At 58.8% G+C, this 15,132-nt stretch carries 16 protein-coding genes and 1 other RNA gene; 11 read left to right on the plus strand and 6 right to left on the minus strand.

Going from position 1 to position 15,132, the window contains the following annotated elements; translation table 11 throughout:
• The first annotated feature begins 69 nt into the window (after positions 1-69).
• The gene (gene zapE, locus ACM6JM_RS04070) at positions 70-1,164 is read left to right on the plus strand and encodes a cell division protein ZapE (RefSeq protein WP_039766273.1); all 1,095 of its coding nucleotides are present in this window, start codon (positions 70-72) and stop codon (positions 1,162-1,164) included.
• A gap of 62 nt (positions 1,165-1,226) precedes the next feature.
• Here the strand turns inward: zapE and ACM6JM_RS04075 are convergent, their stop codons facing one another.
• Complete coding sequence (locus tag ACM6JM_RS04075; RefSeq protein WP_170844884.1) at positions 1,227-2,123, minus strand: GlxA family transcriptional regulator; 897 nt, start codon at positions 2,121-2,123, stop codon at positions 1,227-1,229.
• A 246-nt stretch (positions 2,124-2,369) separates the two neighbouring features.
• Here ACM6JM_RS04075 and ACM6JM_RS04080 point away from each other — a divergent pair, with 246 nt between their 5' ends.
• Positions 2,370-3,506, plus strand: a complete 1,137-nt coding sequence (locus ACM6JM_RS04080) for an acyl-CoA dehydrogenase family protein (protein WP_007956797.1) — start codon at positions 2,370-2,372, stop codon at positions 3,504-3,506.
• A 50-nt stretch (positions 3,507-3,556) separates the two neighbouring features.
• On the opposite strand, the gene ACM6JM_RS04085 is transcribed toward ACM6JM_RS04080, so the two are convergent.
• Positions 3,557-4,597: an NADP(H)-dependent aldo-keto reductase gene (locus tag ACM6JM_RS04085; RefSeq protein ID WP_414881369.1), complete on the minus strand. Its 1,041-nt coding sequence runs from the start codon at positions 4,595-4,597 to the stop codon at positions 3,557-3,559.
• 244 nt (positions 4,598-4,841) lie between these two features.
• Here ACM6JM_RS04085 and rplM point away from each other — a divergent pair, with 244 nt between their 5' ends.
• From rplM to ACM6JM_RS04120, 7 genes are all read left to right on the plus strand, one after another.
• Positions 4,842-5,270 carry a 50S ribosomal protein L13 gene (rplM, locus tag ACM6JM_RS04090; RefSeq protein WP_003228062.1) on the plus strand — a complete coding sequence of 143 codons (429 nt, stop codon included), beginning with the start codon at positions 4,842-4,844 and terminating at the stop codon, positions 5,268-5,270.
• Positions 5,271-5,284: 14 nt separating this feature from the next.
• A complete protein-coding gene (gene rpsI, locus ACM6JM_RS04095) occupies positions 5,285-5,677 on the plus strand; it encodes a 30S ribosomal protein S9 (RefSeq protein WP_039766266.1) in 393 nt (130 codons plus the stop codon).
• 268 nt (positions 5,678-5,945) lie between these two features.
• A complete protein-coding gene (gene petA / locus ACM6JM_RS04100; protein WP_007917031.1) occupies positions 5,946-6,539 on the plus strand; it encodes a ubiquinol-cytochrome c reductase iron-sulfur subunit in 594 nt (197 codons plus the stop codon).
• Positions 6,539-7,750, plus strand: a complete 1,212-nt coding sequence (locus tag ACM6JM_RS04105) for a cytochrome b (RefSeq protein ID WP_039766264.1) — start codon at positions 6,539-6,541, stop codon at positions 7,748-7,750. Before petA ends, ACM6JM_RS04105 begins: the two co-directional genes overlap by 1 nt.
• Complete coding sequence (locus ACM6JM_RS04110; protein WP_007956790.1) at positions 7,750-8,532, plus strand: cytochrome c1; 783 nt, start codon at positions 7,750-7,752, stop codon at positions 8,530-8,532. The genes ACM6JM_RS04105 and ACM6JM_RS04110 overlap by 1 nt, the downstream gene beginning before the upstream one ends.
• Positions 8,533-8,680: 148 nt before the next feature.
• The gene (locus ACM6JM_RS04115; protein ID WP_011335872.1) at positions 8,681-9,298 is read left to right on the plus strand and encodes a glutathione S-transferase N-terminal domain-containing protein; all 618 of its coding nucleotides are present in this window, start codon (positions 8,681-8,683) and stop codon (positions 9,296-9,298) included.
• A gap of 16 nt (positions 9,299-9,314) precedes the next feature.
• Positions 9,315-9,728, plus strand: coding sequence for a ClpXP protease specificity-enhancing factor (locus ACM6JM_RS04120; protein ID WP_007956787.1), 414 nt, complete (start codon positions 9,315-9,317; stop codon positions 9,726-9,728).
• 51 nt (positions 9,729-9,779) lie between these two features.
• On the opposite strand, the gene ACM6JM_RS04125 is transcribed toward ACM6JM_RS04120, so the two are convergent.
• The 4 genes from ACM6JM_RS04125 to ACM6JM_RS04140 all read right to left on the minus strand — a co-directional run bounded on the left by ACM6JM_RS04125 (position 9,780) and on the right by ACM6JM_RS04140 (position 13,224).
• Positions 9,780-10,358 carry a BON domain-containing protein gene (locus tag ACM6JM_RS04125; protein WP_011335871.1) on the minus strand — a complete coding sequence of 193 codons (579 nt, stop codon included), beginning with the start codon at positions 10,356-10,358 and terminating at the stop codon, positions 9,780-9,782.
• Positions 10,355-10,948 (minus strand): phosphoheptose isomerase, encoded by a 594-nt coding sequence (locus ACM6JM_RS04130; RefSeq protein WP_007928463.1) that lies wholly within the window; start codon positions 10,946-10,948, stop codon positions 10,355-10,357. Before ACM6JM_RS04130 ends, ACM6JM_RS04125 begins: the two co-directional genes overlap by 4 nt.
• Before the next feature lie 102 nt (positions 10,949-11,050).
• Positions 11,051-11,413 (minus strand): YraN family protein, encoded by a 363-nt coding sequence (locus ACM6JM_RS04135; RefSeq protein ID WP_039766259.1) that lies wholly within the window; start codon positions 11,411-11,413, stop codon positions 11,051-11,053.
• Entirely contained in the window at positions 11,413-13,224 is a 1,812-nt protein-coding gene (locus tag ACM6JM_RS04140) for a penicillin-binding protein activator (protein ID WP_103387030.1), read from the minus strand. Before ACM6JM_RS04140 ends, ACM6JM_RS04135 begins: the two co-directional genes overlap by 1 nt.
• A 177-nt stretch (positions 13,225-13,401) precedes the next feature.
• Between ACM6JM_RS04140 and rsmI the strand changes: the two genes are divergently transcribed.
• Both rsmI and rnpB read left to right on the plus strand, forming a co-directional pair.
• A complete protein-coding gene (gene rsmI, locus ACM6JM_RS04145; RefSeq protein ID WP_074690999.1) occupies positions 13,402-14,307 on the plus strand; it encodes a 16S rRNA (cytidine(1402)-2'-O)-methyltransferase in 906 nt (301 codons plus the stop codon).
• A 73-nt stretch (positions 14,308-14,380) separates the two neighbouring features.
• Positions 14,381-14,734: RNase P RNA component class A (gene rnpB / locus ACM6JM_RS04150), an RNA gene on the plus strand.
• Positions 14,735-15,132: the final 398 nt, after the last annotated feature.

Genomic DNA, 15,132 nt, shown 5'->3' on the forward strand with positions numbered 1-15,132 from the left:
GGGCCGATTGCCATTCCCACGGGCCATCGCTACAGTGACGGCCCGTTTTTGTTGCCTTGCTAACGAATTATGACGCCCCTAGAACGATATCAAGCTGATCTGAAACGCCCGGACTTCTTCCATGATGCGGCGCAGGAAACTGCCGTGCGTCATCTGCAACGCCTGTACGACGATCTGATCGCGGCCGAGCAGAACAAGCCGGGTTTGCTGGGCAAGCTGTTTGGCAAAAAGGATCAGACGCCGGTCAAGGGTCTGTATTTCTGGGGCGGCGTGGGTCGCGGCAAGACTTACCTGGTGGACACCTTCTTCGAAGCGCTGCCATTCAAGGAAAAGACCCGTACCCACTTCCACCGCTTCATGAAGCGCGTGCACGAAGAGATGAAGACCCTCGGCGGCGAGAAAAACCCGCTGACCATCATCGCCAAGCGCTTCGCGACCGAATCACGGGTCATCTGCTTCGATGAATTCTTCGTCTCCGACATCACCGACGCCATGATCCTCGGCACGCTGATGGAAGAACTGTTCAAGAACGGCGTGACCCTGGTCGCCACTTCGAACATCGTGCCGGACGGCCTGTACAAGGACGGCCTGCAACGCGCGCGCTTCCTGCCGGCCATCGCGCTGATCAAGCAGAACACCGAAATCGTCAACGTCGACAGCGGCGTCGACTACCGTCTGCGCCATCTCGAACAAGCGGAACTGTTCCACTTCCCGCTCGACGAAGCTGCTCACGAAAGCCTGCGCAAGAGCTTCAAGGCACTGACCCCGGAATGCACGGCGGCGGTGGAGAACGATGTGTTGATCATCGAGAACCGCGAAATCCGTGCCCTGCGCACTTGCGACGACGTGGCCTGGTTCGACTTCCGCGAACTGTGCGACGGCCCGCGCAGCCAGAACGACTACATCGAGCTGGGCAAGATCTTCCACGCCGTGCTGCTCAGTGGCGTGGAGCAGATGAGCGTCACCACCGACGACATCGCCCGACGCTTCATCAACATGGTCGACGAGTTCTACGACCGTAACGTCAAACTGATCATTTCTGCCGAAGTCGAGTTGAAAGACCTGTACACCGGCGGACGTCTGACGTTCGAATTCCAGCGCACCCTCAGCCGTCTGCTGGAGATGCAATCCCACGAATTCCTGTCCCGGGCACACAAACCTTAAGCGGATTCGGCAAACAAAAAGGGCCTGCAGATGCAGGCCCTTTTTTGTGTCTGGTCGAGTCGTCAGGCAGCTTGCTGGAACTGCTGCCGGTACTGGTTCGGCGACAGTTCGGTGTGCTGGCGGAACAGTCGTGCGAAGAAGCTCGCATCGTCGTAGCCGACTTCGTAGCTGATGGTCTTGATGCTCTTGCGGCTGCCGGACAGCAGGCCTTTGGCGGTCTCGATGCGCAGCCGTTGCAGGTAGTGCAGTGGCTTGTCACCGGTGGCGGTCTGGAAGCGGCGCATGAAGTTGCGGATGCTCATGCCGTGCTCGCGGGCCACGTCTTCGAAGCGGAACTTGTCGGCGAAATGCTCTTCGAGCCAGTGCTGGATCTGCAGGATGATCACGTCCTGGTGCAGTTTCTGTCCGCCGAAACCAATGCGGCCCGGTGCATAACTGCGCTGCACTTCATAGAGAATGTCGCGAGCTACTGCCTGGGCCACATTGGCGCCGCAGAAGCGCTCGATCAGGTAGATGTAGAGATCGCAGGCCGAGGTGGTGCCGCCGGCGCAATACAGGTTATCGGCGTCGGTCAGGTGCTTGTCCTGATTGAGATAGACCTGCGGAAAACGCTCGGCGAAGGCGTTGAAGAAACGCCAGTAGGTGGTCGCTTCCTTGCCGTTGAGCAACCCGGCTTCGGCCAGCCAGAACACACCGGTGGCCTCGCCGCAGAGCACGGCGCCCCGGGCATGCTGTTCGCGCAGCCACGGCAGGATCTGGGGATAACGCTGGCACAGGGTATCGAAATCGTCCCAGAAGGCCGGAAGGATGATGACGTCGGCGTTTTCCAGGCCGCCGTCCACCGGCATGATCACGTCACTGAAGCTGTTCACTGGTTTGCCGTCGGGGCTGACCAGGCGGGTTTCGAACGCCGGAGTCAGGCCGTGGCCCAGTTGTTTGCCGTAACGCAGGCTGGCCAGGTGGAAGAAATCCTTGGCCTGCATGAGGGTGGAAGCGAAAACCCGGTCGATCGCCAGGATGCTGACGCGCCGCAAGGGCGTGGAGACTTGCTTGGACATAATTCAACTTTTGTTTTTATAAGGGAAAGTGGTCACCAGACGGCTGGATCGTCTTATTTTTTGTCGGATGTGTCCAGTGTCCTGTATCGGAAGCGAGGCTTAGTCTCTGAAGGTCTGATCCCTCAAACAATAAAGAAAAGGTGACGCATGATTCCCAGAACCTTGTTCAGCTCCGAGCACGAATTGTTCCGCGACAGCGTACGAACATTCCTCGAAAAAGAGGCCGTGCCGTTCCATGGGCAATGGGAAAAACAAGGCTACATCGACCGCAAACTGTGGAACAAGGCGGGGGAGGCGGGGATGCTCTGTTCGCACCTGCCGGAGGAATACGGCGGGTTGGGCGCAGATTTTCTTTACAGCGCGGTTGTCATCGAGGAAGTGGGGCGGCTGGGTCTGACCGGCATTGGCTTCTCACTGCATTCGGACATCGTTGCGCCGTACATCCTGCATTACGGCAGCGAGGCGCTGAAGCAGAAGTACCTGCCGAAACTGGTGTCCGGCGAGATGGTCACCGCGATCGCCATGACCGAGCCGGGCGCCGGCTCCGACCTGCAAGGGGTCAAGACCACGGCGGTGCTGGATGGTGACGAGTATGTGATCAACGGTTCGAAAACCTTTATCACCAATGGCTTCCTGGCGGATCTGGTGATCGTCGTCGCCAAGACCGATCCCAAGGCCGGCGCCAAGGGCACCAGCCTGTTTCTGGTGGAGGCGAACACCCCGGGCTTCGACAAGGGCAAGCGCCTGGAGAAGGTCGGAATGAAGGCTCAGGACACGTCGGAATTGTTCTTCCAGGACGTGCGCGTGCCGAAGGAAAACCTGCTGGGTCAGGCCGGTGCGGGGTTTGCCTATCTGATGCAGGAGCTGCCGCAGGAGCGTCTGACTGTGGCGATTGGCGGTCTGGCTTCAGCCGAGGCGGCGCTGCAATGGACGCTGGATTACACCCGCGAGCGCAAGGCGTTCGGCAAGTCGATTGCCGACTTCCAGAATACCCGCTTCAAACTGGCGGAAATGGCCACCGAGATTCAGATCGGCCGGGTGTTCGTCGACCGCTGTCTCGAATTACATCTGCAAGGCAAACTTGACGTGCCGACGGCGGCGATGGCGAAGTATTGGGGCACCGATCTGCAATGCAAGGTGCTCGACGAGTGCGTGCAACTGCATGGCGGTTACGGTTTCATGTGGGAATACCCGGTGGCCCGGGCCTGGGCGGATGCGCGGGTGCAGCGGATCTATGCCGGCACCAATGAAATCATGAAGGAGATCATTGCGCGGTCGCTGTAATGCAGTGTGATCGCTCCCACGCTGAGCGTGGGAGCGATCTTCGTCTTGGATCAAGGCGCCGGATTCGGATGCTCCTTGTGAATCGCTTCGATTCCTTCCAGCACTTCCTTCGACAGTTTCAGCTCGTAGCTGGCGATGTTGCTGTCCAGTTGCTCCAGCGTCGTCGCCCCGATGATGTTGCTGGTGACGAACGGTTGCTGGTTCACGAACGCCAGGGCCATTTGCGCCGGATCCAGACCGTGTTCCCGAGCCAGAGCCACATAACGGCTGCACGCCGCTTCCGATTGCGGGTTGAAATAGCGGCTGAAGCGGCTGTAGAGGCTCAGGCGGCCTTTCGGCGGACGCGCCCCACCTTCGTACTTGCCCGACAGGAAACCGAACGCCAGCGGCGAATAGGCGAGCAGGCCGCACTGTTCGCGGATGGCGATTTCCGCCAGGCCGATCTCGAAGCTGCGGTTGAGCAGGTTGTACGGGTTCTGGATCGACACTGCGCGCGGCCAGCCCCGGGCTTCGGCCAGGGCGAGAAAACGCATGGTGCCCCACGGCGTTTCATTGGACAGGCCGATGTGGCGGATCTTGCCGGCCTTCACCTGCTCATCGAGTGCTTCGAGGGTGTCTTCCAGCGGCGTCAGGTTGGCTTCGGTCTGGTGCTTGTAGCCCAGTTGTCCGAAAAAGTTGGTGCTGCGCTCCGGCCAGTGCAATTGATACAGATCGATGTAGTCGGTTTGCAGGCGCTGGAGGCTGGCGTTCACGGCTTCGGTGATGTGCTGGCGGTTGTGGCGCAGATTCTTGTCGCGGATGTAGTCGATGGTGTTGCCGGGGCCGGCGATCTTGCTGGCGAGGATCCAGTCGGCGCGGTCGCCGCGGCTCTTGAAGTAATTGCCGATGTAGCGCTCGGTGGTGGCGTAGGTTTCGGCTTTCGGTGGCACCGGGTACATCTCGGCGGTGTCGAGGAAATTGATCCCGGCCTCTTTTGCCCGTTCGATCTGGGCGAAGGCTTCAGCTTCAGTGTTCTGCTCGCCCCAGGTCATGGTTCCGAGGCAGATTGCACTCACGTTCAGGTCGGTACGGCCTAGTTGGCGATAGTCCATCGGGTGCTCCTTGGGCAAAACAAGCATAAAAGCAGGTTGAAATTTTTTTCGCAATCTGCATAATTGCCGACCTCTTTCTGCAGTGGAAGTGATGCCCCGCCGCCGAAGAATCTTGCCGTTGAACGGACGCGCCGACCCGAGCCCCCGAAAGCGTCTGTATCCGGCTGCCTTTGACTTGTCAAAGTACGCACTATTCAGTAAGATCCGCCGTCTTATTTACAGGCGGCCCCTGAGGCTATAAAGAATGAAAACTTTTACTGCTAAACCGGAAACAGTAAAGCGCGACTGGTTTGTCGTCGACGCTGCTGGTCAGACCCTGGGTCGTCTGGCCACCGAAATCGCGAGCCGTCTGCGTGGCAAGCACAAGCCTGAGTACACTCCTCACGTTGACACCGGCGACTACATCGTCGTAATCAACGCTGAGCAGATCCGTGTTACCGGCGCTAAAACCACTGACAAAATGTACTACTCCCACTCCGGTTTCCCGGGCGGCATCAAGTCGATCAACTTTGAAAAGCTGATCGCCAAGGCCCCTGAGCGCGTGATCGAGACCGCGGTTAAAGGCATGCTGCCTAAAAACCCACTGGGTCGCGACATGTACCGTAAGCTGAAAGTCTATGCGGGCGCTGCACACCCTCATACTGCTCAGCAGCCCCAAGAACTGAAGATTTAACGGAATAGTTCATTATGTCGGCGACTCAAAATTACGGCACTGGCCGTCGCAAGACCGCAACCGCACGCGTTTTCCTGCGTCCGGGTACTGGTAACATCTCCATCAACAACCGCTCCCTGGACACGTTCTTCGGTCGCGAAACTGCCCGCATGGTAGTTCGTCAGCCGCTGGAACTGACTGAGACTGTCGAGAAGTTCGACATCTACGTCACCGTCATCGGTGGTGGTGTAAGTGGTCAGGCTGGCGCAATCCGCCACGGCATCACTCGCGCTCTGATGGACTACGACGAAACCCTGCGTGGCGCTCTGCGCAAAGCTGGCTTCGTTACTCGCGACGCTCGTGAAGTTGAACGTAAGAAAGTTGGTCTGCGTAAAGCGCGTAAGCGTCCGCAGTACTCGAAGCGTTAATTTCGCTTCCACGTTCAAAAAGAACGCCCGATTCCTCACGGAACCGGGCGTTTTTTTATGCGTGCGATTTCTTGAATAATTGCGCTGTGACAACTTGCCACATTCGTAGACCCCCTATACTACAAGGCTTGAGGGCCAGCCCTCCGGGTAATTACCTTGTCAGAATTGGGGGTTTTCATTACCATTCGGCAAAATTTTTATAAGTACATAGTTTCAATTTAGTAGACGCCTGATTTAACAGGCCACAAAGCTGATGGGAGAGGACTGAATGAGCAATGACGGCGTGAATGCAGGCCGGCGTCGCTTCTTGGTAGCAGCCACATCCGTGGTGGGTGCTGCAGGAGCGGTGGGGGCTGCGGTCCCGTTCGTGGGGTCATGGTTTCCCAGTGCCAAGGCGAAGGCTGCCGGAGCACCGGTGAAAGTGAATGTCAGCAAAATCGAGCCAGGACAGCAGATGATTGCTGAATGGCGCGGCCAGCCGGTGTTCATTGTCCGCCGTACCGAGGAAATCCTGGGGAATCTCAAAAAGATCGAAGGCCAACTCTCCGATCCGACCTCCAAAAACTCCACGCAACCCACTTATGTCGACCCTGAAGTGCGTTCGATCAAGCCGGAAATCCTGCTGCTGATCGGGATCTGCACTCACCTGGGTTGCTCACCGACCTTCCGTCCCGAAGTGGCACCCGCGGATCTGGGCAAAGACTGGGTAGGCGGTTATTTCTGCCCTTGCCACGGTTCCCACTACGATCTGGCTGGCCGCGTCTACAAGTCGCAACCTGCGCCTTTGAACCTGCCAGTACCCCCGCATTCCTATGAGACCGATGACCTGATTGTCATTGGCGTCGATACGGAGAAAGCGTGATGAGCAAGTTCATGGATTGGGTTGATGCACGCTTCCCTGCCACCAAAATGTGGGAAGACCATCTCAGCAAGTATTACGCTCCAAAAAACTTCAACTTCTTCTATTTCTTCGGCTCGCTGGCGCTGCTCGTTCTGGTCAACCAGATCGTCACCGGCGTCTGGCTGACGATGAGCTACACCCCGTCGGCGGAAGAAGCGTTCGCTTCCGTCGAATACATCATGCGCGACGTCGAGTACGGTTCGATCCTGCGCCTGCTGCACTCCACCGGCGCTTCGGCGTTCTTCATCGTGGTCTATCTGCACATGTTCCGTGGCCTGCTCTACGGTTCGTACCAGAAACCGCGTGAGCTGGTGTGGGTCTTCGGTATGTTGATCTACCTGGCGCTGATGGCCGAAGCCTTCATGGGTTACCTGCTGCCCTGGGGCCAGATGTCCTACTGGGGTGCCCAGGTGATCATTTCGCTGTTCGGTGCGATCCCGGTCATCGGCAACGACCTGACCCAGTGGATCCGTGGTGACTACCTGATTTCCGGGATCACCCTGAACCGCTTCTTCGCCCTGCACGTGGTTGCGCTGCCGATCGTAATTCTCGGTCTGGTGGTGCTGCACATCCTGGCGCTGCACGAGGTCGGTTCGAACAACCCGGACGGCGTGGACATCAAGAAGCACAAAGACGAAAACGGTATCCCGCTGGACGGCATTGCCTTCCATCCTTATTACACCGTGAAAGATATCGTCGGTGTCGTGGTGTTCCTGTTTATCTTCTGCTTCATTGTGTTCTTCTTCCCGGAAATGGGCGGTTACTTCCTCGAAAAGCCTAACTTCGAGCAGGCCAACCCGTTCAAGACGCCAGAGCACATTGCACCGGTCTGGTACTTCACACCGTTCTACGCAATCTTGCGGGCGGTCCCTGACAAGCTCATGGGCGTTATCGCCATGGGTGCCGCGATTGCGGTGCTGTTCGTCCTGCCATGGCTGGACCGCAGCCCGGTCAAGTCGATGCGCTACAAAGGCTGGATGAGCAAGATCTGGCTGGTGGTGTTCTGCATTTCGTTCGTGATCCTCGGCGTTCTGGGCGTTCTGGCCCCGACGCCAGGCCGTACGCTGCTGTCGCAGGTCTGCACCTTCCTGTACTTCGCCTACTTCATTCTGATGCCGTTCTACACCAGGCTCGAGAAGACCAAACCGGTTCCGGAAAGGGTGACTGGCTGATGAAAAAGTTATTTTTTGCTCTGATTTTTGCTGCTCTGCCAGTGCTGTCTTTCGCGGCCGAACACGGTGGTCCGGAACTGGAAAAGGTCGACATCGACGTTTCCGACAAGGCTGCCCTGCAGGATGGTGCGCGTACGTTCGCCAACTATTGCATGGGTTGTCACAGTGCCAAGTTCCAGCGTTACGAGCGTGTGGCCGATGATCTCGGTGTTCCGCACGAGCTGATGCTGGAAAAACTGGTGTTCACCGGTGCCAAGATCGGCGATCACATGAACATCGGCATGCAACCGGCCGACGCCAAGACCTGGTTCGGCGCCGCGCCGCCGGACCTTACGCTGGTGGCTCGTGTTCGCGGCACCGACTGGCTCTACGGTTATCTCAAGTCGTTCTACGAAGATCCTGCACGCCCATGGGGCGTGAACAACAAGGTCTTCCCGAACGTCGGCATGCCTAACGTGCTGGTCGGCCTGCAAGGTCGCCAGGTCGTGGGTTGCAAACAGGTACAGATCGTCGAGGACGGCAAGAAGCAATATGACCCGCTGACCGGTACGCCTCTGACTCATGAAGCGTGCGATCAGCTGACCATCGTGCCGAAAACCGGAACCCTCAACGAAGAGCAGTTCGATGAGAAGGTCAAGAATCTGGTAACCTTCCTGGCTTACTCGGCTAACCCGGTTAAGCTGCAACATCAGCGCATCGGTACTTACGTCTTGCTGTACCTGGCGTTCTTCTTTGTGTTCGCCTATCTGCTCAAGCGTGAATACTGGAAAGACGTGCACTGATACGCTTCAAAGCAATTGCTGTTAATCGCGCGCGCCCAAGGGCGCCTCTGAAAACGCAACGTCTGGTTCGCCAGCCGTTGCGGGAGGCGCCCTCTGGGCGCGCGCGTTTTTCCGGCTCCGACTATTTCAACAAGCGAGGAGGATCGCCATGGGCGTGACCAATCGGTTGGCCTGTTACTCCGACCCCGCCGACCACTATTCCCACCGAGTGCGCATCGTGCTTGCAGAGAAGGGTGTCAGCGCCGAAATCATTTTTGTGGAGGCTGGTCGTCAGCCGCCTAAACTGATTGAAGTGAACCCTTACGGCAGTCTGCCCACGCTGGTCGATCGTGACCTGGCGTTGTGGGAGTCGACCGTGGTGATGGAGTATCTGGATGAGCGTTACCCGCATCCACCGTTGATGCCTGTGTACCCGGTGGCGCGTGCCAACAGCCGTCTGCTGATTCATCGTATTCAGCGCGATTGGTGTGGTCTGGTGGATCTGATTCTGGATTCGCGCACCAAGGAAGCGGCCCGTGCCGTAGCGCGCAAGGAATTGCGTGAAAGCCTGACCGGCGTGTCGCCGCTGTTTGCCGACAAGCCGTTTTTCCTCAGTGAGGAACAAAGTCTGGTGGATTGCTGCCTATTGCCAATACTCTGGCGTTTGCCGATTCTGGGTATAGAACTGCCGCGGCCGGCCAAGCCGCTGCTTGATTATATGGAGCGTCAATTTGCGCGTGAGGCATTCCAGGCGAGTCTGTCTGGTGTCGAACGCGACATGCGCTGAGGCTTAAGGAGCCGCTATGAACTCCAGTCGACCTTATCTGGTCCGCGCGCTCTACGAGTGGATTGTAGATAACGATTGCACCCCGCACATGCTGGTCAATTCCGAGTACCCGGCGGTGCAGGTGCCACAGGGATTTGCCAGCGACGGGCAGATTGTCCTGAACATTTCGCCAAGTGCCGTGCGGCATTTGCACATGGACAACGACGTTGTGACCTTCGAAGGTCGCTTCGGCGGCGTCCCGCACAGTCTGTACGTGCCGATTGCTGCAATCCTGGGCATCTACGCCCGGGAAAACGGTCAGGGCATGGTGTTCGATCTCGAGTCACCGATGGATGACGAGGACGAGATCGAGCAGGACGACGACGTTCCGCCACCGGACAGCGAGCCGCCGCGCCCAAGCGGCCGGCCAAGCCTGAAAGTGGTGAAGTAATAAAAAAGGCGATCCGGTTGGATCGCCTTTTTTTTGCCTGCGAGTTGCGAATCAGTCGATGTATTCGAACAACTTCACAATCTTCTGTACGCCGGAAACGCCCTGCACCAGGTTGGTAGCCTGGGCGGCTTCCTGTTTGGTCAGCAGGCCCAGCAGGTAGACGATGCCGTTCTCGGTCACGACCTTGATCCGCGAGCCGGGAATGCTGGCGTCGGTGAGCATCTGGGTCTTGATCTTGGTGGTCAGCCAGGCATCGTTCTGGCGGGCCAGCAGGGAGGAGGGCTGCAGCACTTGCAGTTCGTTATGGACCTTTTTCACGCGCTGAACGTTGGCGGCGGCCTGTTCGGCCTTTTCCTTGAGGTCTGCGCGCGGGGTCTGGCCAGCCAGCAAAACGACGCCGTTGAAGCTGGTGACGACGATGTGCGAGTCGTTGTCCAGGGCCGGATCGGCCTTGGCCACGTTAACGCCGACTTTGGTTTCGATCAGCGAGTCATCGATCTTGCTGCCGAAAGTGCGGGTGCCGCGGTCGTCTTCGATCGGCGCTTCACGGCTGGCATTCACCACAGAGGTGCAGCCGCTGATGCCGAGGCACAGGGTCAAGGCCAGAAGGCCAAGGCGATTAGGGGTCATTCTTCACTCCCGAACAGTTGGCTGTCGATCAGATCACAAAGGCAATGGATCGCCAGCAAGTGGACTTCCTGAATACGTGCGGTGACGTTGGCCGGTACGCGAATCTCTACGTCTTCGGGCAGCAGCAGCGAAGCCATGCCGCCGCCATCGCGTCCGGTCAATGCTACGACAATCATTTCGCGATCATGTGCGGCCTGGATCGCCTGAATAATGTTCGCCGAGTTGCCGCTAGTCGAAATTGCCAGCAGCACGTCACCCGGCTGGCCGAGTGCGCGGATCTGCTTGGAGAACACTTCGTTATAGCTGTAGTCGTTGGCGATCGAGGTGATGGTCGAGCTGTCGGTGGTCAGCGCGATCGCCGGCAGGCTAGGGCGCTCACGCTCGAAACGGTTTAGCAGTTCCGAGGAGAAGTGCTGGGCATCGCCGGCCGAGCCGCCGTTGCCGCATGAGAGCATTTTCCCCTCGTTGAGCAGGGCGTTGACCATCACCTGGCTGGCTTGCTCGATGTGCGGTGCAAGTACGTCCATCGCCTGTTGCTTGGTGTCGATGCTGGCCTGGAAAAGCTGGCGAATTCGGGATTGCATGTCCATCTGTGTGACCTTAATTAGCGCGGCTGTCCGGCACGTGAATGTGCAGCCCGCAAAGCAAAGAGCAAAAATGTTGAGTGAAAGTGTCCGGGTCGGAGCAGGCGGTCAACTGTCGAACGCATTCTGCAACCAGTTCAGCTGACCCTGGTGGCTGTCGATGGCCACCACGTCGAAGCGGCAGGGGGAATTGGCCCAACGCGACTCGCGCTGAAGAAAATACTGTGCGGCGAAAATCAGTTTCTGCCGTTTGCGCTCATCGATGCTGTCGAGTGCGCCACCCCATTGAGTGTTCTTTCGGTAACGGACTTCGACGAATACTACTGTATCGCCATCAAGCATGACCAGATCAAGCTCACCGCGTTTGCATAACCAGTTCTGCGCCAGCAGGCGCAGACCCTGGTGTTGCAGATGCTCGAGCGCCTGGCGCTCGGCATCCTTGCCGCTTTGCAGGTGTGACCTGTCGGGCATCAGCGTGGAGTGTCCGGCAGGCGCTGGATCTGACCGCTGACGAACTGCGCCCATGGCAACTGACGTACGACCCGTTGGGACTGGGTCATGCCCAGGCTGCCCGACTGACCTTCGATACGGCTGTCCGGCAGTGCCTTGAGCTGATCCAGTCGTGGCGCCAGGCGATAGGCGTCAACGCCCATTGCGTACAGGCGACCCAGGCTGCCGGCAGCTTGTGGCCATTGCGCGGTAACCTGCTGGCGCAGCGGATCGCTGGTTTCCAGCAGCCACGGGGTTTCGCAGAAGCGCACGCCGTTCATGTCGTTGTACTGGTTCACGTCGCCGCTGGCGCTGAACACGTGGGAGGTCGCGTAAACCGGTACATCACCGGCGTACTGGAAGTTCAGGGTCGGCTTGATCTGCTGCGCCTGCTGCGGGGTGGCGGCAAGGAAGATGAATTCGATGTCCTGGCGACGCGAAGGCTGGGCGGCAACGTTGGTGCCGGCAGCATTCTGCAGGCTCTTGGCGCGGGCTTCGCTCTGACGCAGCTGGAACATGTCGGCGATCTGCTGGGCCAGTTGCACCGGCTGGTCGACGCGTTCGGTGGCGACGATGCTGCCGCCGTTGGCTTGCCAGTCCTGGCTGAAGGCGCGCAGGACGCGGTCGCCCCATTCGCCTTTCGGCACCATGATGGCGGCGCGGTGCAGGCCATCGGCACGGGCGCGGCGGGAGACTTCGCGGGCTTCGTCTTCAGCGGCCAGACCGAACTGGAACAGCTGCGCCGGGCCTTGATCGCCTTCGCTGTAGTTCAGGGCGAGGGTGGTGATCGGCAATTGCGGGCGAGTGCTCAGCTGTTTGACCAGCGGCTTCTCCAGCGGGCCGACGACCAGTTGCACGCCATCGGCCTGGGCTTTGCGGTAGAACTCGTCGAGGTTGGTCAGTTTCGAGCTGTCATAGAACTCGATGGCCGGTGGTTTCTGGCCGGCTTGCTGAGCCTGATAGTGCGCGGCCATGAAACCGTCACGCAGGGCCTTGCCGACCGAGGCCAGTTGACCGTCCTGTGGCAACAGCAGGGCGATCTTGCTCAGGGGCTGGCTGGCCAGCTCCTTGAGTTTGGTCAGGGGCAGCGGCAGGTTGATCGCGGCCGGGTGCTTTGGATGCTGGTTGCGCCAGTTGTCGATGGCGGCTTGCTGCTGTTCCAGGGTGCCGGCGGTTTTCACGGCCAGGGCCAGGCTCATCCAGCCGCCGAGGTCATCGGTGGTGTTCGCTTGCAGTTGATCGGCCGGCAGCGACGCAATCAGGGACCAGATCGCTTCATGGTTCTTGCTGGCGGCTTCGCCTTCCAGCATCGGCGCGATGAAGATGCGTTCGCGGGCGGCGGCCAAGGTCTGGCCGTCGGCTTCAAGGGCACGGGCGTGAACGGTGCCGGCGCGAACTTGCAGCGGTACGGACATTTCGCTCAGGCGTTGCAGGCTTGGATGGCTCAAGGCAGTCAGCGCGGCTTTCGGCTGGTTGCGGGTCATGGCCAGTTCAGCAGACAGGGTGCTGGCGAATGCCTGCTGGCCCGGCTGGAGTTGTTCCATCGGCACTTGCTGCAGGATTTGCGCGGACTGTCCGGCATTGCCCTGGCGGTACGCCATATCTGCCGCACTCAGGCGCAGCAGCGCAGCCTTGTCCGGCGATTTGGCCTGGGCAGCCTGTTCGAGCAGTTGCTCGATGGTGGCATCCGGGGTCCGTGGAAGTTCGCCAAGGCTGGAGGAAGGGGAGCTGGCGCAAGCCGCCAACAAGGCAGCGAGGCAGAGGGCAGTGAACAGCCGCAGGCAAGCGATCATGTAAGTGTTCCTGATACTCGATCAAATTAGCGTCGAATTGTACCCAAGCACTGGCCGGGGCGCGATGTTACTGGCGTGAAACCGTCAATTTAGCTGATACAAAGAGTGCGCAGCCTCACAATGGTGCGACAAACCGTGTCCGACCCGGACGCATCGTCCGGCGCACGACGCGCTACAATGGCGGCTTTTACCGATCATGAGGTGTGCGCTTTGACTGCTCCAGGTCCTTTGAATTCCGCTGCGGGCTCGCTTTATGTGGTGGCGACGCCCATCGGCAACCTGGATGACATCAGCGCCCGGGCGTTGAAGATCCTGCGCGAGGTGGCGCTGATCGCCGCCGAAGATACGCGCCACTCGCAGCGGCTGATGCAGCACTTCGGCATCTCGACACCGCTGGCAGCCTGTCATGAACACAACGAGCGGGACGAAGGCAGTCGCTTCATTACCCGTCTTCTGGCAGGAGACAACGTCGCGCTGATTTCCGATGCCGGTACGCCGCTGATTTCCGATCCCGGTTATCACTTGGTACGGCAGGCCCGTGCCGCCGGGATCAATGTGGTGCCGGTGCCAGGCGCGTGCGCTTTGATCGCGGCGTTGTCGGCTGCCGGTCTGCCGTCCGACCGTTTTATCTTCGAAGGCTTTTTGCCGGCCAAGGCCGTGGGGCGCAAAGCGCGCCTGGAAGCGATCAAGGAAGAACCGCGCACGCTGATTTTCTACGAGGCACCGCATCGCATTCTTGAATGCCTGCAGGATATGGAGGCGGTGTTCGGCGCTGATCGTCCTGCATTGCTCGCTCGTGAGATCACCAAGACTTTTGAAACCCTCAAGGGATTGCCGTTGAGCGAGTTGCGGGCGTTCGTCGAGGCGGACAGTAATCAGCAGCGCGGCGAATGCGTTGTGGTAGTGGCGGGCTGGACCGCGCCGGAATCCGAAGACGCCGTCAGCAGCGAGGCGATGCGCATCCTCAATCTGTTGCTGGAAGAGATGCCGCTCAAGCGTGCGGCGGCCTTGGCGGCGCAAATCACCGGTGAGCGCAAAAACGTGCTGTACCAGGTGGCGCTGGATCAGCAAAAAGACGCGTAACCCGTCGCGCAGACCGGTTTGCGGGCTATTAGCGCTTGTTCTTCGGCGGCTCTGCCGTTAACCTGCGCGGCGGAGAGTCGATCGGACAGTCGCTGCCCTCTATGAAAATTAGGGGGGGGAGGAAAGTCCGGGCTCCATAGGGCGAAGTGCCAGGTAATGCCTGGGAGGCGTGAGCCTACGGAAAGTGCCACAGAAAATAACCGCCTAAGCGCTTCGGCGCCGGTAAGGGTGAAAAGGTGCGGTAAGAGCGCACCGCACGTCTGGCAACAGTTCGTGGCTAGGTAAACCCCACTTGGAGCAAGACCAAATAGGGTCCCAAGGCGTGGCCCGCGCTGGGACCGGGTAGGTTGCTAAAGATGTCCAGTGATGGCCATCGTAGACGAATGACTGTTCAAGACAGAACCCGGCTTACAGATCGACTCTCCACCTTTTTCTTTTCCCTGCTTGAATTAAAGGCGACAGGGCTGTTTATTATCAGCAGGCCTGCGCTGGAAACCCGGCAGCGGCAAACGCAGTAATAGCCATTTCCCACCTTGCTTCAATCAACAGCAGAAGCGCTTTTGTAATACCGAAAAAATCTTACTCTTAACAAATTACTTTAACTTTCGAGCGCAGCTTTCAGTGCTGCTTCAAGTTATTGGATAAAAGCATCCGCCAGATTCTCGTTGCTCCTCCTTTTATGCTCCTAAATCTCCGTTCTGTAAGGGTTTTCCTTTAATCCGCGCCTTGACGGTGTGGTGGGCGCATTCCTATAGTGTGCGCAAGTGGCGGAAAGTGGCATGAAGTGGGTTTTTTGAGCTCAAAACGATAAAAATTGGAGAAACG

Origin of the sequence: Pseudomonas sp. IT-P2, assembly GCF_949767575.1 — a bacterium.
GTDB classification, from domain to species: domain Bacteria; phylum Pseudomonadota; class Gammaproteobacteria; order Pseudomonadales; family Pseudomonadaceae; genus Aquipseudomonas; species Aquipseudomonas pharyngis.

Bases quoted from the DNA above. Each gene is read 5' to 3' on its own strand.
- zapE (WP_039766273.1), top strand. From the start codon at position 70: ATGACGCCCCTAGAACGATATCAAGCTGATCTGAAACGCCCGGACTTC.
- ACM6JM_RS04080 (WP_007956797.1), top strand. From the start codon at position 2,370: ATGATTCCCAGAACCTTGTTCAGCTCCGAGCACGAATTGTTCCGCGAC.
- ACM6JM_RS04085 (WP_414881369.1), bottom strand. From the start codon at position 4,597: ATGGACTATCGCCAACTAGGCCGTACCGACCTGAACGTGAGTGCAATC.
- rplM (WP_003228062.1), top strand. From the start codon at position 4,842: ATGAAAACTTTTACTGCTAAACCGGAAACAGTAAAGCGCGACTGGTTT.
- rpsI (WP_039766266.1), top strand. From the start codon at position 5,285: ATGTCGGCGACTCAAAATTACGGCACTGGCCGTCGCAAGACCGCAACC.
- petA (WP_007917031.1), top strand. From the start codon at position 5,946: ATGAGCAATGACGGCGTGAATGCAGGCCGGCGTCGCTTCTTGGTAGCA.
- ACM6JM_RS04105 (WP_039766264.1), top strand. From the start codon at position 6,539: ATGAGCAAGTTCATGGATTGGGTTGATGCACGCTTCCCTGCCACCAAA.
- ACM6JM_RS04110 (WP_007956790.1), top strand. From the start codon at position 7,750: ATGAAAAAGTTATTTTTTGCTCTGATTTTTGCTGCTCTGCCAGTGCTG.
- ACM6JM_RS04115 (WP_011335872.1), top strand. From the start codon at position 8,681: ATGGGCGTGACCAATCGGTTGGCCTGTTACTCCGACCCCGCCGACCAC.
- ACM6JM_RS04120 (WP_007956787.1), top strand. From the start codon at position 9,315: ATGAACTCCAGTCGACCTTATCTGGTCCGCGCGCTCTACGAGTGGATT.
- ACM6JM_RS04125 (WP_011335871.1), bottom strand. From the start codon at position 10,358: ATGACCCCTAATCGCCTTGGCCTTCTGGCCTTGACCCTGTGCCTCGGC.
- ACM6JM_RS04130 (WP_007928463.1), bottom strand. From the start codon at position 10,948: ATGGACATGCAATCCCGAATTCGCCAGCTTTTCCAGGCCAGCATCGAC.
- ACM6JM_RS04135 (WP_039766259.1), bottom strand. From the start codon at position 11,413: ATGCCCGACAGGTCACACCTGCAAAGCGGCAAGGATGCCGAGCGCCAG.
- ACM6JM_RS04140 (WP_103387030.1), bottom strand. From the start codon at position 13,224: ATGATCGCTTGCCTGCGGCTGTTCACTGCCCTCTGCCTCGCTGCCTTG.
- rsmI (WP_074690999.1), top strand. From the start codon at position 13,402: ATGGCGGCTTTTACCGATCATGAGGTGTGCGCTTTGACTGCTCCAGGT.